This window comes from Bauldia sp., assembly GCF_965232525.1.
In the GTDB taxonomy this organism is placed as follows: Bacteria; Pseudomonadota; Alphaproteobacteria; order Rhizobiales; family Kaistiaceae; genus Bauldia.
Map to the genome: position 1 here is coordinate 2,352,968 of NZ_OZ246980.1, position 21,133 is coordinate 2,374,100.

A 21,133-nucleotide genomic window follows, 5' to 3' on the forward strand; every position below is an offset into this window, starting at 1 on the left:
TTACAACCAATTACGTTCAAATGAAAAGTGAAAAATTGGTCACACATTAATCAGGGCGTTGCCGATAAGTCAGACAAAAGGGCGGAAATCCAGCAGTTTGGCCGGATTGCCTGTTGTCGTTGTCGGTGAATTTCAACCTTTGAGGGCAGTGCCTGTTCAATCGTTCGACCTGCCTTAATTCCGCGAAACAGTTGGCCTACTCATTCGGAGAGCGGATAATGCCAGCCGTGCGCCGGGGACTGGCGAACGGGCGCCGGATGGAGGGGCTTTTTCGTGTCAACAACAGAAATCACTGCGGAGCTTGATCGAACCGTTTTGTTCGGCGGGCTGGATCAGGAGGACCTGAGGCGCCTTGCGGGAATCGCGCGGGAAATCGGTTTGCAGGTCGGCGATACGCTGTTCGACCAGGGCGACGACTCCGATGCGCTCTATATCGTCGTGACCGGCATCGTTCGTATCTACTTGACGGCCGACGATTCGCGGGAGGCGACAATCAACCTGCTGGAGGAGGGCGAGGTGATCGGCGAGATCGCGCTTCTCGATGGCTTGCCGCGCAGTGCCGGGGCGGCCGCCCTCACTGAGGTCAGACTGATCGTGATCCCGCGCGATCCGTTTCTTGAAATGCTGGAATCGACACCGAAGCTGGCGCGACAGATCATTCTGATGTTGTGCGAACGGTTGCGGGCCGCAAACGCCCAGGTCGATCAGGCGATCTTTCACGATCTCCGGTACCGGCTTCTGGGCTTGCTGCGCCAACTTGCTGTTATCCACGGCAGGGTGGAGAAGGACGTTGCGATCGTTGATATGGAACTGACCCAAGGGACTCTTGCCCAGATGCTCGGATCGAGCCGCGAGGCCGTGAACAAGCAACTGCGTGCGCTCGCCAAGGAAAACCGGATCCGGGTCAACGGCCCGCATATCGAGATCTTTCGCGGCGCAGGAAAGGGCTGACTGCCGGACAAGCGAGCGGCGGCGCAGCGCCTGGAGCCGCGTGCCGGCCTGGGCTGGACACGTGGCGGCCGGCCTTGGTAAGACGCGCGTTCAGCGTCGGGTGTATAGCTCAGTTGGTAGAGCAGCTGACTCTTAATCAGCGGGTCCAAGGTTCGAGCCCTTGTACACCCACCAATCTTTCAGTCGCATAACGAACAAGGGCCGATCCCGGCCGCAGCGACGCGTATCCACCGCGACAGCTGCTCACGCCAAGTTCGTCGATTGAAATTGTCGCGCGTAAAATTAGTGGTGGGTTTTCTCGCCATTATGTTTCATGCTGGCATGGGGCCCAGACGAGGTGGGGCGGACGGCGCGGCGGGAGAGGCATGAGCGGTAGCAAGATCAGGAACATGGAGGAATTCGCTTCGGTCAGCGGCATTTCGCGCCCGACGGTCTCCAAATACTTCAACGATCCCAACAGCGTCCGACAATCGACCCGGCACAGGATCGAGCGCGCTCTCGAGCGCTACGATTACCGGCCAAATATCTATGCCGTAAACCAGAACAGACGCCTGACGAAAAACATCGGCATCATGGTGCCGTATCTCGCCGATCCGTTTTTCGCGGAGATCGCGCGCAATATCGAGCGCCTGTGCATCGACGCCGGCTTTCGGCCAATCCTCTTCAGTTCGCATGGTGACGTCTCGCTGGAGAACGAGAATCTCGACGCGCTGCGTGCACTGAAGCCCGGGGGAGCCCTCATTGCTCCGCTCGGACGGGCATCGGATCGGGCGGAGATAGAGAAGATCTGTGCCGACGTGCCGACGGTCCTTTTTGACAGCAACATCGAAGGGGTCGGCGAAGCCTTCGTTGGTTCAAACAACGCGCAAAGTATTGGATTGATTGTCGAATATCTGTGTCGTACCGGAGAGCCACCGTGCTTCTTCGAACTCAAGGCACCGCCTAACCCGAACGCCAACAAACGACGGGCCGCCTACATCGCCGCCCTCGAACGGCTCGGCTATCCGCCACGCCTGGTGCAGGTCGATGGCGAGGGGTGGGACTTTGAGGAAATCGGCTATCGCGAGGGCGTGCGTGTCATCGAGCAGAACGGCTTCGCGACCGATACGGTGCTGTGTAGCAACGATCGCCTCGCCATCGGCGTTCTCGCGGCCGCGTATGAGAAAGGACTTCGGGTTGGGAGGGGGACCGGTTGCGCTCTTCGAATCGCTGGTCACGACGATCACCCGTTCTCTCGCTACACCTGCCCGGCCCTCACTACGGTTTCCCAGGATTACACCGCGATCGCGTCGAAAAGCGTCGAGACCCTGTTCGGGCTTTTCGACACCGAAAGCCGCAAAGCAGAGCGCGAAACCGTTCTCTTCGACGGCCGGTTGATCATGCGGCAGTCGGCCTAATGAAGGGTTCACCGAACAATAATAATTATCGCGCGTAAAGAAAATGATTGACTCGCGACATTGATCACGGGTAGCGTCCTTGTCCAACCACCATCCAAATCAGGGAGGAGAAGGATGCGGTTCGCAAAGGCACTTGGAACGGTTTCGGCGCTCGCACTAATCACGGCGAGTAGTGCCGTTGCCGAGACCACGGTCACGATCGCCACCGTGAACAATGGCGACATGATCCGGATGCAGGGGCTGACCGAAGACTTCACGGCCAAGAACCCCGACATCACGCTGGAATGGGTGACGCTGGAGGAAAACGTCCTTCGCCAGCGCGTGACCCAGGATATCGCTACCAAGGGCGGTCAGTTCGACGTGCTCACCATCGGCACCTACGAAGTGCCGATCTGGGGCCGCCAGGACTGGCTGGTGTCGCTGAACGACTTGCCGGCGGGTTGGGATGCCGATGATCTGCTCCCTGCGATTCGCGGCGGTCTGACCGTCGACGGCGAACTCTACGCGGCTCCGTTCTACGGCGAGAGCTCGATGGTGATGTATCGCACCGACCTGATGGAAGCGGCCGGGCTCGAAATGCCCGACGCCCCGACGTGGGACTTCATCAAAGAAGCCGCCGCGGGGATGACCGATAAGGACAACGAAATCTACGGAATCTGCCTGCGCGGTAAGGCCGGCTGGGGCGAGAACATGGCGTTCCTGACAGCTATGTCGAACTCCTTCGGCGCACGCTGGTTCGACGAAAACTGGACGGCGCAGCTCGACAGCGACGAATGGGCGAGCACGCTGAATTTCTACATGGACCTGATGACGAATTACGGTCCTCCCGGCGCATCCACCAATGGCTTCAACGAGAATCTGTCGCTGTTCCAGCAGGGCAAGTGCGGCATGTGGATTGATGCGACCGTGGCGGCCTCGTTCGTGACCAATCCGACCGACTCAACCGTCGCCGACAGCGTCGGCTTTGCTCTTGCTCCCGACAATGGCCTAGGCAAGCGCGGCAATTGGCTGTGGGCTTGGTCGCTGGCGATTCCGGCTGGTTCCGACGCGACGGACGCCGCAAAGAAGTTCATCGAATGGGCGACCAGCAAGGAGTACACCGAGTTGGTTGCGGCTAACGAGGGCTGGGCCAATGTACCGCCGGGGACACGGATCTCGCTTTACGAGAACCAGGCCTATCTTGACGCCGCCCCGTTCGCCGTCATGACACTGAACTCGATCAACGAAGCAGACCCCAACAACCCAACCGTCCAGCCGGTTCCCTACACCGGTGTGCAGTTCGTCGCGATCCCGGAATTTGCGGGTATCGCCACACTGGTGGGTCAGGAGATTTCGGCTGCGCTCGCGGGTCAGCAGTCGGTCGAAGAAGCGCTTGAGAATGCCCAAGCCCTGACGACCGACGAAATGGAAGCTGCCGGCTACTAAACACGTAGCCGACCTCCCGGCCGGAGGCGCCCTCAAAGTTTGGGCCCTCCGGCTTTCCAAGCCGCTCAATACCAAAACGGTGGCGCTAGACCGCCGATAGAGGAGGCGCGTCGATGGCAACCCAACACTCGCGGACCGCTGCACGGATGATGATGGCGCCCGCCGTGATCGTGCTGCTCGGCTGGATGCTGGTGCCGCTGATCATGACGCTCTACTTCTCGTTCCGGCAGTTCCTCCCACTTCGCGGAGGTGACCTCGGATGGGTTGGGTTCGATAACTACGTTCGCTTCGTCACATCCAGCTCTTTTTGGCCGAGCATTCAGGCAACCCTCATCATCGTTGGTGGCGTGCTGATCATTACCGTGGTGCTCGGCGTGATCCTGGCGCTTCTTCTTGATCAGCCGATGTGGGGGCAGGGCATTGTCCGCATTCTGGTGATCGCACCGTTCTTCGTCATGCCAACAGTTTCGGCGCTGGTATGGAAGAACATGTTCATGGATCCCGTGAATGGGCTCCTCGCCCATCTCTGGGAATTCTTCGGACTGGCACCGGTCGAATGGCTAAGCCAGGCGTCGCTCTTGTCGATCGTCCTGATCGTCTCGTGGGAGTGGCTACCGTTCGCGACGCTTATCCTCCTTACCGCGATCCAGTCGCTGGACAGCGAGCAGTTGGAGGCGGCGGAAATGGATGGGGCGCCACCGCCAGCCCGCTTCACCTTCATCATTCTTCCCCATCTCGCCCGCGCGATCACGGTCGTGGTGCTGATCCAGACGATCTTCCTGCTGTCGATATTCGCCGAGATTTTCGTGACGACCCAGGGCTCGTTCGGAACGCGGACGCTGACCTATCTGATCTTCCAACGGGTGCTCGAAAGTCAGAACGTCGGCCTGGGCAGCGCTGGCGGTATCTACGCAGTCATCCTCGCCAACATTGTCGCGATCTTCCTGATGCGGATCGTCGGCAGAAATCTGGACAGGTGAGGGAGGATCGATCATGGCCCGTGCCGTCACACAACAACGCAAACTGACCAATACCGTTATCGCCTGGGTGATCGGTCTGCTGATCTTCTTCCCGATCCTGTGGACCGTCTTGACGAGCTTCAAGACGGAGGCGCAGGCGATTGCCGATCCGCCGGTGTTCCTGTTCTTTGACTGGACGCTGGAAAACTACGCGGTCGTCCAGGAACGCTCCGACTATATGCGCTTCCTCTGGAACTCGATCTTCGTTGCCGGCGGCTCGACCATCCTCGGTATCATCATCGCTGTTCCGGCAGCCTGGTCGATGGCGTTCGTACCGTCGAGGCGGACCAAGGACATCCTTCTGTGGATGTTGTCGACCAAGATGCTGCCGGCGGTCGGCGTGCTCTATCCGATCTACCTGATCTTCATCAATCTCGGGCTTTTGGATACGCGCATTGGCCTCACGATCGTGCTGATGCTGATCAACCTGCCGATCATTGTCTGGATGCTCTACACCTATTTCCGGGAAATTCCCGGCGAGATCCTCGAAGCGGCCCGAATGGACGGCGCCAGCTTGAGCAAGGAGATCCTCTATGTGCTGACACCCATGGCGATACCGGGGATCGCCTCGACGGTGTTGCTCAATATTATCCTCGCTTGGAACGAAGCCTTCTGGTCGCTCAACCTGACCGCGGCGGGCGCCGCGCCATTGACGGCATTCATCGCCAGCTATTCGAGCCCGGAAGGCTTGTTCTACGCCAAGCTCAGCGCTGCCTCGACAATGGCGATCGCGCCAATCCTGATTCTCGGATGGTTCAGCCAGAAGCAACTCGTGCGCGGCTTGACGTTCGGCGCGGTCAAATAGGGGAAGAACCATGGGACGGATTGTTCTTGAACAGGTGCAGAAGTCGTTTGGCGACGTCTCCGTCATTCCGCCTCTGGACCTGGAGATCAACGACGGCGAGTTCGTCGTCTTCGTCGGCCCGTCCGGCTGCGGCAAGTCGACACTGCTGCGCCTCATCGCCGGCCTTGAGGACGTGACCGGCGGCACGATCAGCATCGACGGCGGAGACGCCACGAGCATCCCGCCGGCCAAGCGTGGGCTCGCCATGGTGTTCCAGTCCTATGCGCTCTATCCGCATATGAGCGTCAGGAAGAACATCGCCTTTCCGCTGCGCATGGCGAAAATGGACAAGGCCGAGCAGGATCGTCGGGTGAGTCAGGCGGCGGACGTGCTCAATCTCACCGACTATCTCGATCGGCGACCGGGGCAGTTGTCCGGCGGCCAGCGCCAGCGAGTCGCGATCGGTCGGGCCATCGTGCGCGAGCCGGCCGCGTTTCTGTTCGATGAGCCGCTCTCCAACCTCGACGCCGCACTCAGGGTCGGCATGCGCATCGAGATCAGCGAACTGCACGAGCGGCTGAAGACAACCATGATCTACGTGACCCACGACCAGGTTGAAGCGATGACCATGGCCGACAAGATCGTTGTCCTGCAGGCGGGCAATATCGAACAGGTGGGCAGCCCGCTCGAGCTCTACCGGACCCCGCGCAACCGATTCGTTGCCGGCTTCATTGGCTCGCCTAAGATGAACTTCCTGGAAGGCGCCGAGGCCGAGAAACACGGTGCGCACGCGATCGGCGTCCGCCCGGAGCACATCACACCGTCTTCGACGGAGGGGCTCTGGCAAGGGCGGGTCGGAGTGTCCGAGCATCTGGGCTCGGATACATTCTTCCACGTCCACATGGAGGGGCGGACGGAACCGATCACGGTGCGGGCCGGCGGCGAGGTCGATATGCACAACGGCGACGTGATCTATCTCACGCCCGATCCCGGACGCATCCACCGGTTCCATGCCAAGGGTCACCGCATCGAATGATGTCGCTTTGCAAAAACCCTACGCCGGTTGAAAATCGCCCGCCCGGCGTTCAGAAGTGAGAGATCACACCAGCGTCGACCGGCCCCGTCGCGGCGGCAAACCCGATGTCAAAGATTCTGCCGACATCGTTGCCGCCTGATCTGCCCCGTTGACGGCGATCGGGGAACATTATGATGCGGCTATCGAACGCAACACTCAACCAGCTGGACGACGCTATCGATCTGCCGCGTTATGACCGGAGTGCGCTGAAGCCGGGTATCGTGCATATCGGGGTCGGCAATTTTCATCGCGCCCATCAGTCCTGGTATCTCCACCGCCTGATGCAGGCCGGACTGGCGCATGATTGGGCGATCATCGGCGCCGGCGTCCGGCCTTATGATATGACGATGCGCGATAAGCTCCTTGCGCAGGATTGCCTGACAACACTGATCGAGCTCGACCCCTCCAAGGTGTCGGCGGAGATCGTCGGCTCGATGATCGATTATGTTCCGGTCGAAGAGGGCAACGGACCGCTCATCGCGGCGATGTCGGATTCCCGCATACGGATCGTTTCATTGACGGTGACCGAGGGCGGTTACTTCATCGATCCGGCTTCGAAGGACTTCGACGCGGATCACCCGGATATCCAACACGATATCGCCAACCCGCTACGCCCGCGCACCGCGTTTGGCGCGATCGTTGCCGCTTTAGGACAACGGCGAGCCAAGGCGGCCGGGCCGTTCGCCGTTCAAAGCTGTGACAATCTGGAAGGGAATGGCGCCGTCGTGAAGCAGACGGTTTTGTCTCTTGCGCGCCTCTCCGATCCCGAGCTTGCCCGATGGATCGAGGAGACCTGTACCTTCCCGAACTCGATGGTCGACTGCATCGTTCCGGCCACCGGTCCGAACGAGATTTCGCTGGCGCGGAAGCTGGGACTCGACGATGCGGTTCCGGTGACCCACGAGAACTTTCGCGAGTGGGTCATTGAGGACGACTTCTGTGCCGGTCGGCCGGCTTTGGATCAGGCGGGCGCGATCTTCTCCGACGACGTTCATGGCTACGAGGCGATGAAGATCCGCATCCTCAACGCCGGGCATCAATTCATCGCCAACGCTGGCGAGCTTCTCTCGATCGAGGACGTTTCGGACTGCATGGAGCATGCGACGCTCCGAAGGTTCTTCGACAAGGTGCAGCATGAAGAGGTGCTGCCGCACGTTCGGCCCGTTCCCGGCAGAACGCCATCCCGCTATCTTGAGCTCGTCGCGCGGCGCTTCTCGAACACAGCGGTCGGTGATACGACACGGCGCATCGCGTTCGACGGTTCGTCCCGGCACACGGGCTTCGTTCTGCCCACAATTCGAGACGGGTTGTCGTCTGCGGCACCTGTTGAAGGTCTCGCGCTCGTTGAGGCGCTCTGGGCGCGGATGTGTGAAGGCACCCGCGAAGATGGCAGCGCAATCGAGCCCAATGATCCTTATTGGGACGACCTCGTCTCAGCAGCGAAAACCGCGCGCGAACGACCACGCGCGTGGCTGGAACAGTCGCAGTATTATGGCGACCTGGTCGACGCCGAACCTTTCGCAAACGCCTTTGACCGCTGGCTGCAAGCGATCTGGTCGCAAGGTTCGGTGGCCGCCATAGAGCGGTACACGGCCGGGTAACCGACCTCGCGTATCAATCAGTCCGACTGCTGGCGGACAGCGACATCCGTGACCGAAGGGCGGCCTCGGCGTGACCAAGGGCCTGAAGCTCGGACGTTAGCTCGCTGATACGCTGTCGGCATGTTGCGAGGGCGTCCGCCTCATGATCGGCACACCAGACCGGGCGATCATACAGGATCGAGCCAATCCGCCACGGCTCGGTAACAAGGCGTCTGACTTCCGCCTGATTATCCGGATGGTCCGGCGAAAGCTGGAAATCCAACGCCGTCATGCGGCAATCGTCACAGCATCGCGAACCTGAGCGGCGTCGCTGAGGTATCTCTCTCGATAAGCCGCGACCTCCTGGATCGCGCAGTCGTCGGTCATGGCGGCTTCCGCGAACGAAACAAACCGTCCCGCCCAGTCCTCCATCGCGTAGTCGGTGACGACCGCTTCGATGTCCTTGCGGTCCCGCTCCGACAACGCACGGAGGTTGACATCGGCGGCCGTCAGGAGCCGCTCGACCATGACATCAAGCGGTCGGGCGAGGGCGAGCAGGAACCCGGCGAAAGCCAGCGCCTCCCTGGGAGCGGAGTCCGGCGCGTCAAAGGTGCGGACGCGTCCCATGTCGGCCACCTGGGCCAGCGCTCCGAGGGATGCCGCGGCCTCGGTGACGGCATCGGCGATTTCCCGGCGCACGGGACTTTGGGCGGCCGACCACGATGCGATGCGGTTCCGAGCGGGCAATTGCGTCTCCGGGCGTTTCCAAGCTTCCGTGATTGTATACGCGTTTTGCGTAAGAGACAAGCCCGAAAATACGCATTATGCGGTGGAGAGGGGCGCGTGTGGTAGGAACTAAGCGCACTTGTTCATGGCCCTCGCCTGCAGCGCGACCCACCAAATAAACCCGGAGCCCGCGAAGAAAACGCCGAGCGCGGCGAGAAACAGACAGATGAACAGTCCTGGTGAAAGGCCCATGAGAAACTCCTCGTCCGTTCGATCGAGAGCAGTCAAAAGCAGATCGTGACGCAGGCAGTCTGCACGGCAAGTGCAACGAGGCGTTGATCCGTGTCAGGTCCCAAGCTGGGTAGGGTGTTGTCGAGTGCGATCCGCTGCCCGATTGAAGGTCGCTGGAAGGGGAAGAAGCCGAGCACTATCCATCATAACGCTGCTGGTCTGGACGATGGCCTTGTGTCGAACGCCGCGGTGCTTAGAACAGGGCATCAACGCAGCGGCGTTCGAACGAGCCTCCCGGTCGGGCGTAACGCAAACCCTCATGATCGATCTGATTCCAAGCCTTACATCGATTGCCTTGATCGATAGCCTGTCGATCATTCCGCTCTGTATTGTGTTTCTGGTGGTGTTGCTCGCTGGCCCGCAACCTGTTGTGCGGTCGATGGCGCTGATCGCCGGCATTTTTGTCGTCTATCTGGCCTGCGGGGTGCTCGTGCTTTTCGGGCTCCAGCAGGTGTTTGACCAAATCAACGCGTACGCCTTGCGACTATGGACATCGCCGTACACCGAGGAGCTGATCTTCCAGATTGTTGTTGGTGCCGCGTTGATGGCCTTCGGCTGGCATCTCGCGGAGCGACGGGCTCCTTCCAGCGATTCCGCCGGCGTATCGACCATGACCGCACCGCGGGCATGGCTTGCTGGTGCGGGTCTGACCCTTGCCGGATTGCCGGGGGCCGTACCTTATGTGGCGGCGATCGACCTCACATTGCGAACCGATTTGACCTTCGTCGAGCGATTGGCATTGCTTGGCTACTACAACATCGTTTTTGCTGCGCCGCTGGTCGCGATTGTGGCCATCCGGCTCGTATTCGCGAGGCGAGCCGATCGAATCCTTGGAGCAATCAGGCGCGCGATCGACAGATGGGTGCCGAGAGTGATCGTCGGGTTGTTGATCGTCTGTGGGGGCGTCCTGGTCGCAGACGGTATCGGTTGGTTCCTGGGTTATCCGCTGATCCCTGTTTGAACTGGCGTCTACCGCATCGCGTCTTGTCCATGCGTCGAGACGTGGCAGGCGGGGGCCGCCTGCCACGTTGTGCTTGGTCTGCGTATTCAGGATTGAGAATCGGTTGCCGGCGCGAGCGGGCTACGGTGGACCGACGCCTGTTCGTTGCGGCAACCCTCCGCGCACCCGCCATTGAAGGTCGCAAGCTGGATCTCACGGGCATCCGCGTCGTTTAGTGCGGTGCCGTGATCGCGAACAACGATGTGGATTTCGGCATCAGCCGCAATCGCGTGCGCGCGTTCAGGATTGGGCACCTGATCTTCGCCATTTGGCACGTCTCCGTAGTCGATGCTTGCCACGAAGCGAGCCTGGCCAAACGCGTCGGCGACCCGGCCGGCGGCAAACAGCACGCCGGGCTCGACCGCGGCGTTGTCCAGATCGACGGCTCCGCAAGCGTAAGGTGTCGCACATTGCTCGGGCGCGTTGAAGACAACCCACCAAGCCGTGTAGGCGACGTCCGGTTCAAGTGCTCGCGTATCGAGCGAAAAGGCCACGCCGTTGCTGGTTCGCATCAGGAAGGACGAGCCGTCCACAGGTGTCATCGGCCCTCCCGCCTCCGCTGGGAAAGCGCGCACTTGCGATGTGCTGATCATGTTGCCGTTGTCTGCTGCGGCAGCGGGGAGGTTCGGCAGCGCCGCGGCACAGGCCGCTATGATTGCGGTCATAAAGCTTGAAGTTCTGGTCACGATTTCAACTCCTTGATGGCAGGGATGTCGGTGAAGCGGCATCTCCATCGTGAGCCGGCGTCGTGGGTATCACCGTGCTTTTGTCAGCGTTCGATGCCAACTCAAGCTCAGCGCGCGATGGCTCATCAGGAGACGCGTGCGTCTTCCCTAACCGAGTTCGGGCTTCAGTTGATCTCGAGATTCCGCGACGGGCGGCTGCGATATTGCAGGCTACTGCCGGGGCTGGTGGAGCTCAGGCAATCCGACGAAAACAATCTCTCACCCAATCGATCACTGCGCGCGTCGCGGCGTCCTGTTTGAGATGCGATTGGATGAGCAGCCATGCCTCGCGTCGGACAGGTAGTTCCTCGACGCGGAGCAAAGCCTCGTCCAATCCGGCTCTCATATAGCCTGGCAGGACGGTTGCCGCCTGACCCGATTGAACCAGCATCTTCAAGACCAGGAGGTTTTTCGTCGTCATCCGTGCCTGAGGCTTGAGCCCGACCTCCTCGAGGTATCGAGACTCCGGCGTTTGATCGAGGCTCTCAGGATAGGCGCAAACAAGCGGGGGGACTCCGGCTGTCTTCGGCGCGAAGAGAAAAAGGGGCAGATCCGCGAGCTTTGAGACGATGAAGTCACCCCGCTCGGGCTTGCCGAGGCGGATGGCAATGTCCGCTTCCCAGCGCGAGAAGTTCACGTTCTCTGTCGAGGCCATGAACTCCAGCGACAATCCAGGATGATCACCCAGAAACGACGGCGCGTTCGGCGCAAGCACTTCGGTAGCGATCGAGTCCGTCGTAGCGATCCGGCGGTGACCGATCAGACTGTCGACATCAGAGGTGAGGTGTTCGATCTGCTCGGCTTTGACGGCCATGTCCGCGGCCAGAGACACGAGCCGCTTGCAGGCTGCGGTCGGTTTTCGCACACCATCGACCGCTTCGAACAACGGAACGCCGATACCATCCTGCAACCGACCCAGCCGTCGAGCCACTGTCGTTTCGTCGACGTTCAGTCGGGCCGCGGCTCCGGCATAGCTGCCGCTCTCGAAGACGGCGATCGCAACACGCAAATCGTCCCAGTTCATCATCCGAGTATGCGGCTGCCGAAACGAGATTCAAACAGTCAGTATGACAGTGACCAGGTCCTCAGCAGAGGAGCCGGTGCCTCGTCACGGATCGATCTCTGTAGCGCGAGGGACTACAGCGCGGTACCCGACTGGACAATGAGGTGGACGCTCACGACGGCCTCAGCCGGGAAGCTTAGTTCTTTCGCGGGGTTGAACTGTTCGAGCATGAGCGCTTCGTCCGTCCATCGAATGAAGCGCTTGACGAAGGCGAGGGGAGGGCCGCCATCGCCCGGGCGGATCTGCGCAACCGTGAATTCGCCCTTACGCGGCCGACGGCGCGGATCGACGTAAACGACCTCGCCGTCATAGTAGCGCGGCTCCATCGAGTCGCCATAAACGTACACCGCATAGGCGCCAGAAACGCCCGAGAGAACCGGCGGCGCCAAAACATGGTCGAGCGTTTCGCCGTTCATCACGAAACGGCCATCGCTCCCGCCCACAGCCTGGCCGTATACCGGGATTTTCTCCGCCGCCAGGCTGTATGATTCGCCGACATGAGCGTTGGGCGGCATGGACGCCACATATTCCGGCCCGGCGAGTTTCAAGATGTCGGCGGGCGTGATTGGCGGATCCCCCAGGCCCACGAGACCCATCATGTTCTCAACGAGGTCGCGGCTGAGGTAGCGCTTCTTGTATTCGCCCGCGTTCATATAGCGCTGAACGCTCGATGCACGCGCGAACCTGATCTGCCTGGCGAATGCGTCCAGCGACAACGCGGAGCGCTGATAGAGCGCCCGGACTTCACCCGTGACCCATTCACTGATCTCCGGCATGAGGCGGGTCATAGCGCGTACGCATCTCGCGTTCAAGCGTTGACATGTACGCGTTTCGCGTATATACGTTTGTCATTGTCGAACAAATCATGAACATTCGGTGGTCATCTTGAACAATCGAACAGACAGCAGTGGTGAACGGGGTCTCATCGCGTGTTTGACGGAACCGTGGCCGCTTCGATCCGTTGGTGATTTTCCGTTGCGGCAGCGACGCGCGCCCCTCCCCGCGGTCGCGCCGCGCAGGCGGACGCCGGCGCCTCCCTGGCATGTTCCGGCGTCCGCCCCCTCATCCGTTGGCGTTTCCCGAGCGCCGATGGTGGGCCGATGAACGATGTCTGCGATTCGGACGGCAGTTCCGGCGCCATTTCAGGAACCGGCGAAGCGATGGGGCATCTCGCTCGCCAGCCGGTTTCCATTCTCGACGTCGAACCGCTGCAGTGCCGGTTTGTCGTGTCGGGCGAGGGGGTTGAAACGCTTTTTTGCGGAGCACCGCTCGCGCCGGGGCATCTGGGGCCGCGGTTCTGTGCGGATTGCCGCGCTGTTCATGGCCTGATGGAGGCCTTCGACACCGGCGACGACGCCCCTGTCGCGTCCGAGGCCGCAGTCGCGACACCCGACGACGGATGGTCCGACAGCCCTGACGATGGCGACGCAATTCCCGCTGACGAACCGCAGGAAGGTTGACGATGACCAGGTCGAAACGACGACGTCGCACGCCGTCGCTACCGATGGCCGTCTCAACTGGATCCGAGGTTGGTCCGACACCGCAGACCAAGGCCAAGCACGTGAAGCCATCATTTGCCCGGTGGTGCGACCAGGGCGCGGTCACCGGCGTGATGCTTCAGGCAGCGACTGAGATCGAAGATGTGTTCCTGGCGAAGACCGCGGGCTTGCGGATCCGGTCACCGTCGCTCGTTCGCATCTCGGGCGGCTCGGCGCCGCCACTGGCGGAGCGGCTGGCGATCGCCAATCGTGACCGTTACTTGCCCTGGGCCGCCGCGCTGTCGCAGCGCTTCAAACGGGGCGGGCCGCCGGCACTGGAAACCACCGTCGCGATCGTGATCGATCAGGCGATCGCCTCGGATTTCGACGCCCGACGGCGATGGCGCAAGGGCACTACCAAGGCCATCGCCCGCCGGGCACTGCTCGAATATGCGGTGATGGCCGGCTGGGCACCGCGATCCGATCTTGTCGCGTTTGATGCCGAGCACACCGGGTATCTTCGGCGCGCCGCGTAAATCGCGCCGCCTCGTAGCGCTACTCGGTCGGGGCACGGATCTCCTCACCGGCCAAGGCCGAGACCCAATTCTCGTAAAGCACGCGATAATGCAGCGGTACGTCGCGCATCGACAAAACACCGACGATCTCATTGCCCCTAACAACCGGCACGTGGCGGCAGTTGTTCTTGGCCATGACGTCGACGGCATCGACCAGCGTGCAGCCGGTGGTGACCGTCTTCGGCTCCGGAGTCATGACCTCCTCGACACGTGTCTCCGTCGGTGTCAGCCCCTTGGCGATGATCCGTGTGACAGCGTCACGCTCGGTGAAGATTCCGCGCAAGCGGGTATCATCCACTACCAAGACTGCTCCGGTATTCTGCTCGGTCAGCGTCTCGCAGACGCAGCTCACTCGCGTGGATCCGGGTACGGTGACTGTCGTCTTGTTCTTAATGATTTCCTCGACGGAAGAGATGATCAACGCTACCTCCATGGTCGGCTAATGAGGCCGGTCGGGATGAAAAACGCACAAGCGTTATGGCGAAGATCACTGTCGAGGATTGGACGCTGTGACCTCGGTCACAATCGTCTGACGACCCGGATTTTGTCGGTAAGGCGGCTAATCAGAAAAGCGCATTCAGACCAATCAGTCAGTCAAGTAAGTTCAGATTTACCGGCTAAGTATTTTGTTTATAAGGACTATTCTAAACTGCTTTGCAGCATCTGATCGACGGGCATCACCGCGTAGCCCCATCGCAATCGATTCGCGACTGTATTTGCATATGGGCTGCTCGGTTCTCCGATCGTGGCGTTAGGGAATTTTCAGTAAGTCCCGGCATGTTTGCGTCATCAGCGTGAAGATGGTGCTGGGCGATGAGCGAAATTCAAGGAGCGAGCGGGAATCCGGATGCAGTGCCCGCTGATGGTACCCCACTGCTGACAGTCGGCAACGCGTTCTCTATCGCCGGCCTCATGCTCATTGTTGTCCTCGCCCTCATCTTCGGTTCCGGCATCCTGGTGCCGCTCGCGGTGGCCCTGCTCTTCTGGTTCTTCCTGAATGCGCTTGCCCGGATGTACGAGCGGCTGTGGAGGAACAGGTTCGGGCCGCTTCGTCCTTTGTCGCTGACGCTCGCGTTTCTGACGTTGCTGGCGGCCAGCCTCATCGTCACCGACATCATTGTGGTGAATGTCGGCGAGATCAGCAGCCGAACCGAAGACTTCGAGAAAAGCCTGAACATCCTTGTCGACAAGGTCGCCGAACTGACCGGTGTCTCCAACGACGAGGTGGTCAACACCGCGCTCAGTCACCTCAGCATCGACCAACTGCTCAGCGCTCTTCTCTCCGGCCTGACGGGGCTCGCAAGCAATATCGGCGTGGTGTTCCTGTTCGTGATCTTCCTTCTTGTGGAGCAACGCTATTTCGGTGCCAAGTTGCGCGCGGTCGTCCCGGGAGATGCCAGGCGGCGGAGGATCGAGGCGATCCTCGAAAGGATCGGCCACGACGTTCAGAGCTATCTGTGGACCATGTTCGTGGTCAGCATGATGACCGCGGTGCTCAGCTATGGCGTTATGGTCCTGGTCGGGCTCGACAGCCCCGCCTTCTGGGCATTTCTCATCTTCGTTCTCAACTTCATTCCAACCATCGGGTCGATTCTCGCGACCGGGATTCCGGCTCTTTATTCGCTCCTTCAGTTCGGCGAGTTCGGACCCTTCGTGATCCTCCTCGTGACGATCGGAATCATCCAGTTCGTCATCGGCAATATCATCCAGCCGCGTATGGCCGCGCAGACGCTCAACCTCAGCCAGTTCGTCGTCGTTCTATCGTTGTTTGTCTGGGGCGCGATTTGGGGAGTTGGCGGGCTGTTCCTCGCCGTTCCCTTGACAGCGGTTGCCATGATCATCTGCGCCAATTTCCCGCAAACACGACCTCTCGCAATCCTGATGTCCGAGGCCGGCACAGCCGAGCCGGTCGATTCGGCATCACCGTCGCCAAGTTCGGATGCTGGTAAGTAGGGTCAGGCGATGCCGATGCCCAACGCGTACCGTCATGCCAGTCAGGATTTCGACCGGTTCATGCGTGACGCACAAGAGGCCCTCGGCTCTGTGACGTCGAACACGACCTACACCACTGTCCAATCAGTGTTTCATGTTTTCCGGCGACGCTTGACGCTCGAACAAGCGATCGCTTTCGCTGGTGTCCTCCCGGCGGTTCTCTGCGCGATCTTCGTTCAGGATTGGGACCCGCGAGAACAACGGCGGCCGTTCGCGGCGCGGTCGGTGATGGAAGCCGAGGTCAAGTCGATCCGAGAACACCACAATTTTTCGCCGGACGGCTCCATCGACGCGGTCGCCGACGTTCTGCGCCGTCACGTCGACGTCCGTCGCCTCCGCGTTGTCCTGGCGACGATTTCGCCGGAGGCGCTGCGGTATTGGGGCTTCGCGCCGTCCGACTGAAAAGAAAGGTTTTTGAGATACCGAAAAAAAGGCGTTGACAGCCTAGGGAAATAATCCTATAACAATTCCCATCATACAGAAATGCGCCGATCACAGCGCCGCCAGGAACCCTCCCGGCGGCGTTTTTCGTTTGGAGGACGCCCTTGGCCCGGTCTCGCTATGTCCACGTCGAACCCGCGCCAGACCATCCCGTCGTTTCCCAGGTCCGCAGGTTCGTCGCCGACATTGCCGATTCACCGGCCGAGCAGCACCGTCTGACTCGGATGGCGTTCCAGTTGCTGCGCGAAACCGGGCAGATTCGACTTTGAGCCGGCTGGTCCGTCATATCACCGGTGGCCCGTTGATGGCGGAGGTGGCGGCGGAGGGTGAAACCGTCGTGTGTCGCTGGTTCGCCGGTAACGAGCTCCTCGAAGGCGAGTTCAGCCGACGCGAACTGATGGCCGTCAGCCTCGACGCGTTGCCGGTGCAATCAAGGCCCGGGTCAGTCGTCGCAATCGGCGATCGGTCGTGATGGACCGACGCGGTGGCGTCTTGCGTTCTCGCTTCATTGTCTGGTGCGTGAAATCCGAACCGCGGAGATTGATTGTTGGGATCAACCAGAACTGATCGCCCCATTCCCGAACGCGACCCCAAGACGGGTCGGTTCGTGCTCGGCAATTGCGGCGGGCCGGGTCGACCGATCGGGTCGCGCAACAAGCTGGGCGAAGCGTTTCTCGCCGACCTCCATCGCGACTGGCTGGAGCATGGTCAGGCGGTCATCGCGCGCTGTCGCGAAGAGAAGCCGGATGCGTATCTCCGGGTAATCGCCGGTCTCCTGCCCAGAGACCTCAAACTGACCGTCAACCGTTTCGACGATGTGAGCGACGATGAGCTCATCGACCGGGTCCGGCAAATCGATGCCGCCATCCGCCCTCTCCTGGCTGCTGAGGGAGAGGCTGGCCCTTTCAAGCGAACTGAAACGCCGTCTCGACACTAACCGTCTGGCGCGATACCGGCCATATCCGAAGCAACGCGCGTTTCACGCGGCCGGTCGCGACCATCGTGAGCGGCTACTACGCGCGGCCAATCAGGTCGGCAAAACGCTGGCCGGCGCCAGCGAAATGGCGATGCATCTCACCGGCCAGTATCCGGACTGGTGGGAGGGCCGCCGGTTCGAACGACCGGTCGTCGCGATGGCTGGGTCAGAGAGCGCGGAGCTTACCCGTGACGGAGCGCAGCGATTGTTGCTCGGCCCGCCGGCCGATGAGGAAGAATGGGGAACCGGCACGATCCCCGCCGCTGCGATCGTCGATCGTACCCGCCGATCCGGTGTGACCGATGCCGTCGACACCATCGTCGTGCGTCACACGTCCGGCGACAACTCGATGCTGCTCCTGAAGTCCTACGACCAGGGGCGAAAGAAATGGCAGGCGAACACCGTTGACCTCGTCTGGTTCGATGAGGAGCCGCCGGAAGATGTTTATTTCGAAGGGCTGACGCGTACCAATGCAACGGGCGGGCTGGTCTGGCTGACCTTTACGCCGCTGCTCGGCATGTCGTCGGTGGTGCGGCGGTTCCTACTCGAGGACTCGCCGGATCGTCACGACACGGCGATGACCATCGAGGACGCCGCGCACATTCCGGCCAAAGAACGGGCGCGGGTGATCGCCAGCTACCCGGCACACGAGCGCGAGGCGCGGGTCAAAGGCGTACCGGCGCTCGGCTCCGGTCGCATCTTTCCGGTCGCTGAAGACGACGTCGCCTGCGACCCGGTCGAGCTGCCGGATCACTGGGTTCGGCTCGGGGCGATGGATTTCGGCTGGGACCACCCGTTTGCTGCGGTCGAACTGGCCTGGGACCGGGATGCGGATGTTGTTTATGTCGCCAAGGCCTATCGGCGGCGTGAAGCGACACCGGTGATTCACGCGGCTGCGTTGAAGCCGTGGGGGGACTGGCTGCCGTGGATGTGGCCGCGGGACGGCCATCGCGAAACGCTGGAAGGCGCCGGCAAGGCACTGGCCGAGCAGTTTTCGGCACAAGGGCTCGCGATGCACCACGAGCACGCGCAATTCGCCGACGGTTCGGTTTCCGTCGAGGCCGGCCTGATGGCGATGCTCGATCGGATGCAGACCGGGCGGTTGAAGGTGTTCCGTCACCTTGCCGACTGGTTCGAGGAGTTCCGCCTCTATCACCGCAAGGACGGCCTGGTGGTGAAGGAGGCCGACGACCTGATGGCCGCCACCCGCTACGGGCTGATGATGCTGCGGTACGCCAAGACGCCCGGGCGCGGCCGCAACTTCGACCGCGCGATCGACTACCCGAACCTGGGGATTGCCTGATGCCGTTGCTCACCGTCGACGAAGTGAAAGCGATCCTCGAGGCGGAGGCGGCCGACGCGCTGTCGTCGGAGCAAGCGTCTGATCTGCAGGAACAACGTTCGGCGGCGATGGATTACTTCCTCGGGGACATGTCCGATCACATGCCATCGACGCCCGACCGATCGACGGCGGTGTCGACTGACGTGGCCGACACAATCGAAGGGCTTATGCCGTCGCTGATCGAGATCTTCACGTCCGGCGACGAGGTGGTCGAGTTCACGCCGGTGGGGCCGGAAGACGAGGACGCGGCGCGCCAGGAGACCGACTACATCAATCACGTCTTCATGAAGCGCAATCCGGGCTTCCTGATCCTCTACACCTTTCTCAAGGACGCGCTGCTGTCCAAGAACGGCATCGTCAAGGTGTGGCACGAGGAGCGGGAGGTGGAGGACATCGAGGAATACGAGGACCTGACCGACGTCGAGTTGGCGATGCTGCTCGACGACCCCGAAGCCGAAGTCGAGATACTGGAACACACCGCCTATGCAGCCGGAACCCTTCCCGCCGATGCCGGACCCGGAAACGATGGATCCGGCGATGATCGATCCGACGACGATGGAACCGGACCCGGGAGCAATAGACCCGGCGATGCTGGAGATGCTGCTGTCGGAAGCGGAGCCGCCTCCGCCGCCTGAACCGCCGACGCTCCACAAGGTCAAGCTGGTCCGGCGAACCAAGCGCGGCGGCGCCCGGGTCGAAGCCGTACCGCCCGAGGAATTCTCGATCTCGCGGAACGCCAAGCTCGGTGCGATGCAGGCGGTCGACTATTGCGCCCACACCACGCGCAAGCCGGAGCATGTGCTGATCGACGAGCTCGGCTTCGATGAGGAGTGCATCGCGGCGCTGCCGGACAGCGATTTCGAGGACACGGAGGAAGCCCAGGCGCGCGACACGGTCTCCGACCGCACCGACGGCAGCGGCACGTCGAGCCTCAATCGGCCGAACCGGCTCATCGAGGTGACCGAGCACTACACCCGGCTGAAATACGACGATGATGGCAAGGTCCGGCTCTACCGGGTGACCACCGCCGGCGAAAGCGGCACGGTCCTGAGGCGCGACGGCAAGCCGGCGATCGACCCGATCGGCGAGGTGCCGTTCGCGGCGATCACGCCGTTTCCGATGACCCATCGCTTCTTCGGCCGCTCGCTCGCCGATCACGTGATGGACCTGCAGCGGATCAAGACCGCGATCGTGCGGGCGCTGCTCGACAACATGTACTTGGCCAACAACGGCCGCACCGAAGTCTCGGCCGAGCACGCCGGCAAGCACACCATCGACGACCTGCTCACCAATCGACCAGGCGGGATCGTGCGGACACTGCGACCGGGAGGTCTGATCCCGATCCCCAATTCAGAGATCGGCTCGTTCGGTTATCCGCTGCTCGAATACTGGGACAGGGAGCGCGAGGTGCGGACCGGCGTCAGCCGCGAAGGGCAGGGGCTCGGTTCGGATTCGCTCAAGAACGTCGGGCAGGAAGTGCTCCTGTCGATGTTCAACATGGCGCAGTCCAAGATGCGGCTGATCGCGCGCATCTTCGCCGAGACCGGCATCCGCGACATGTTCCTGCTGCTCCACGCCATCACCCGGCGTGAGGCGACCAAGGCGGACACGGTGCGGCTGCGCGGACAGTGGGTCGACATCGAGCCCAACACCTGGCGCCGGCGCGACGATATGACGGTCACCGTCGGCCTCGGCTCCGGATCGAAGCCGCAACAGATCGCGTTTCTGTCGACGCTGCTCGAACTGCAAAAGGAGGCGATCCAGGCACCGGCCCTTGGTCTGGTCCAGCCGCGGCATCTCTACAACACGATCAAACGGCTGGTGGAGGCCAATGGCTTCAAGTCGGTCGATCCGTTCGCCGACAATCCCGACGCGGCGCCGCCGATGCCGCCGGACGACGAAGGGCCGGACCCGGCCATGGTCGAGACGCAAGCGCAGATGGCGCTTCAGGCCGAGCAGGGTCAGGTCGCCGCCCGTATCGAGGCGGAACGGATGCAACTCGAACATGTCGCCCGCCTGCGTCAGATCGAGGTGGATGCACAGTTGCGGCGCGAACAGATGACGCTGGAAGCGCAACTCCGTCGCGAGCAGATGGAGAAAGAAGCCCAGACGACCATCGGCACCGCGGCGATCGGTGAGGCGGTTGGGGCGGTCGCGTCGGAGGGGGGCTGATCCGAGGCCTAGATTGCTTTCCTGCAAACCATCCAGTCACGATACACGGGCAACGATTTGCTTATGGCAAAAACGCATAAATCTCCGACAAGCACCCGCGACGATGAGGTCACGATGGAGA

Annotated in this window: 23 protein-coding genes and 1 tRNA gene; 19 read left to right on the plus strand and 5 right to left on the minus strand. The window is 61.5% G+C overall.

Going from position 1 to position 21,133, the window contains the following annotated elements:
* Positions 1-273: 273 nt before the first annotated feature.
* From ACO076_RS11125 to ACO076_RS11160, 8 genes are all read left to right on the plus strand, one after another.
* Positions 274-951 (plus strand): Crp/Fnr family transcriptional regulator, encoded by a 678-nt coding sequence (locus ACO076_RS11125; RefSeq protein ID WP_421722899.1) that lies wholly within the window; start codon positions 274-276, stop codon positions 949-951.
* Positions 952-1,049: 98 nt separating this feature from the next.
* Positions 1,050-1,125: transfer RNA gene (locus ACO076_RS11130), tRNA-Lys, on the plus strand.
* A 191-nt stretch (positions 1,126-1,316) separates the two neighbouring features.
* Positions 1,317-2,348, plus strand: a complete 1,032-nt coding sequence (locus ACO076_RS11135; RefSeq protein ID WP_421722900.1) for a LacI family DNA-binding transcriptional regulator — start codon at positions 1,317-1,319, stop codon at positions 2,346-2,348.
* Between the two features lie 114 nt (positions 2,349-2,462).
* Entirely contained in the window at positions 2,463-3,773 is a 1,311-nt protein-coding gene (locus tag ACO076_RS11140; RefSeq protein ID WP_421722901.1) for an ABC transporter substrate-binding protein, read from the plus strand.
* Between the two features lie 113 nt (positions 3,774-3,886).
* Positions 3,887-4,753 carry a carbohydrate ABC transporter permease gene (locus ACO076_RS11145; RefSeq protein WP_421722902.1) on the plus strand — a complete coding sequence of 289 codons (867 nt, stop codon included), beginning with the start codon at positions 3,887-3,889 and terminating at the stop codon, positions 4,751-4,753.
* Between the two features lie 13 nt (positions 4,754-4,766).
* A complete protein-coding gene (locus ACO076_RS11150; protein WP_421722903.1) occupies positions 4,767-5,597 on the plus strand; it encodes a carbohydrate ABC transporter permease in 831 nt (276 codons plus the stop codon).
* Positions 5,598-5,607: 10 nt separating this feature from the next.
* The gene (locus ACO076_RS11155) at positions 5,608-6,612 is read left to right on the plus strand and encodes an ABC transporter ATP-binding protein (RefSeq protein ID WP_421722904.1); all 1,005 of its coding nucleotides are present in this window, start codon (positions 5,608-5,610) and stop codon (positions 6,610-6,612) included.
* Between the two features lie 173 nt (positions 6,613-6,785).
* Positions 6,786-8,252 carry a mannitol dehydrogenase family protein gene (locus ACO076_RS11160; protein ID WP_421722905.1) on the plus strand — a complete coding sequence of 489 codons (1,467 nt, stop codon included), beginning with the start codon at positions 6,786-6,788 and terminating at the stop codon, positions 8,250-8,252.
* Between the two features lie 267 nt (positions 8,253-8,519).
* On the opposite strand, the gene ACO076_RS11165 is transcribed toward ACO076_RS11160, so the two are convergent.
* Positions 8,520-8,978 carry a hypothetical protein gene (locus ACO076_RS11165; RefSeq protein WP_421722906.1) on the minus strand — a complete coding sequence of 153 codons (459 nt, stop codon included), beginning with the start codon at positions 8,976-8,978 and terminating at the stop codon, positions 8,520-8,522.
* Between the two features lie 355 nt (positions 8,979-9,333).
* On the opposite strand from ACO076_RS11165, the gene ACO076_RS11170 reads away from it, so the two are divergent.
* Positions 9,334-10,209: a GAP family protein gene (locus tag ACO076_RS11170; RefSeq protein ID WP_421722907.1), complete on the plus strand. Its 876-nt coding sequence runs from the start codon at positions 9,334-9,336 to the stop codon at positions 10,207-10,209.
* An 86-nt stretch (positions 10,210-10,295) separates the two neighbouring features.
* Here ACO076_RS11170 and ACO076_RS11175 read toward each other — a convergent pair whose 3' ends face one another.
* The 3 genes from ACO076_RS11175 to ACO076_RS11185 all read right to left on the minus strand — a co-directional run bounded on the left by ACO076_RS11175 (position 10,296) and on the right by ACO076_RS11185 (position 12,689).
* Positions 10,296-10,982 (minus strand): hypothetical protein, encoded by a 687-nt coding sequence (locus tag ACO076_RS11175; protein WP_421722908.1) that lies wholly within the window; start codon positions 10,980-10,982, stop codon positions 10,296-10,298.
* Positions 10,983-11,166: 184 nt separating this feature from the next.
* The gene (locus ACO076_RS11180) at positions 11,167-12,000 is read right to left on the minus strand and encodes a LysR family transcriptional regulator (protein WP_421722909.1); all 834 of its coding nucleotides are present in this window, start codon (positions 11,998-12,000) and stop codon (positions 11,167-11,169) included.
* Positions 12,001-12,110: 110 nt separating this feature from the next.
* Positions 12,111-12,689, minus strand: coding sequence for a S24 family peptidase (locus tag ACO076_RS11185; protein WP_421722910.1), 579 nt, complete (start codon positions 12,687-12,689; stop codon positions 12,111-12,113).
* A 447-nt stretch (positions 12,690-13,136) separates the two neighbouring features.
* On the opposite strand from ACO076_RS11185, the gene ACO076_RS11190 reads away from it, so the two are divergent.
* A complete protein-coding gene (locus tag ACO076_RS11190; RefSeq protein WP_421722911.1) occupies positions 13,137-13,496 on the plus strand; it encodes a hypothetical protein in 360 nt (119 codons plus the stop codon).
* A gap of 2 nt (positions 13,497-13,498) precedes the next feature.
* Positions 13,499-14,050 carry a hypothetical protein gene (locus tag ACO076_RS11195; RefSeq protein WP_421722912.1) on the plus strand — a complete coding sequence of 184 codons (552 nt, stop codon included), beginning with the start codon at positions 13,499-13,501 and terminating at the stop codon, positions 14,048-14,050.
* Positions 14,051-14,069: 19 nt separating this feature from the next.
* Here ACO076_RS11195 and ACO076_RS11200 read toward each other — a convergent pair whose 3' ends face one another.
* Entirely contained in the window at positions 14,070-14,510 is a 441-nt protein-coding gene (locus tag ACO076_RS11200; RefSeq protein WP_421722913.1) for a cyclic nucleotide-binding/CBS domain-containing protein, read from the minus strand.
* A gap of 392 nt (positions 14,511-14,902) precedes the next feature.
* Between ACO076_RS11200 and ACO076_RS11205 the strand changes: the two genes are divergently transcribed.
* From ACO076_RS11205 to ACO076_RS11240, 8 genes are all read left to right on the plus strand, one after another.
* Positions 14,903-16,042 carry an AI-2E family transporter gene (locus tag ACO076_RS11205; protein ID WP_421722914.1) on the plus strand — a complete coding sequence of 380 codons (1,140 nt, stop codon included), beginning with the start codon at positions 14,903-14,905 and terminating at the stop codon, positions 16,040-16,042.
* Positions 16,043-16,057: 15 nt separating this feature from the next.
* Positions 16,058-16,483, plus strand: coding sequence for a DUF2267 domain-containing protein (locus tag ACO076_RS11210; protein ID WP_421722915.1), 426 nt, complete (start codon positions 16,058-16,060; stop codon positions 16,481-16,483).
* Between the two features lie 143 nt (positions 16,484-16,626).
* The gene (locus ACO076_RS11215) at positions 16,627-16,791 is read left to right on the plus strand and encodes a hypothetical protein (RefSeq protein WP_421722916.1); all 165 of its coding nucleotides are present in this window, start codon (positions 16,627-16,629) and stop codon (positions 16,789-16,791) included.
* A 35-nt stretch (positions 16,792-16,826) separates the two neighbouring features.
* Positions 16,827-16,994 carry a hypothetical protein gene (locus tag ACO076_RS11220; protein ID WP_421722917.1) on the plus strand — a complete coding sequence of 56 codons (168 nt, stop codon included), beginning with the start codon at positions 16,827-16,829 and terminating at the stop codon, positions 16,992-16,994.
* Between the two features lie 75 nt (positions 16,995-17,069).
* Complete coding sequence (locus ACO076_RS11225) at positions 17,070-17,459, plus strand: hypothetical protein (protein WP_421722918.1); 390 nt, start codon at positions 17,070-17,072, stop codon at positions 17,457-17,459.
* The gene (locus ACO076_RS11230) at positions 17,380-18,801 is read left to right on the plus strand and encodes a terminase large subunit domain-containing protein (protein WP_421722919.1); all 1,422 of its coding nucleotides are present in this window, start codon (positions 17,380-17,382) and stop codon (positions 18,799-18,801) included. Before ACO076_RS11225 ends, ACO076_RS11230 begins: the two co-directional genes overlap by 80 nt.
* Positions 18,801-19,475, plus strand: coding sequence for a portal protein (locus ACO076_RS11235; RefSeq protein WP_421722920.1), 675 nt, complete (start codon positions 18,801-18,803; stop codon positions 19,473-19,475). The genes ACO076_RS11230 and ACO076_RS11235 overlap by 1 nt, the downstream gene beginning before the upstream one ends.
* Positions 19,378-21,012 (plus strand): portal protein, encoded by a 1,635-nt coding sequence (locus ACO076_RS11240; protein WP_421722921.1) that lies wholly within the window; start codon positions 19,378-19,380, stop codon positions 21,010-21,012. The genes ACO076_RS11235 and ACO076_RS11240 overlap by 98 nt, the downstream gene beginning before the upstream one ends.
* The last annotated feature ends 121 nt before the right edge of the window (positions 21,013-21,133 follow it).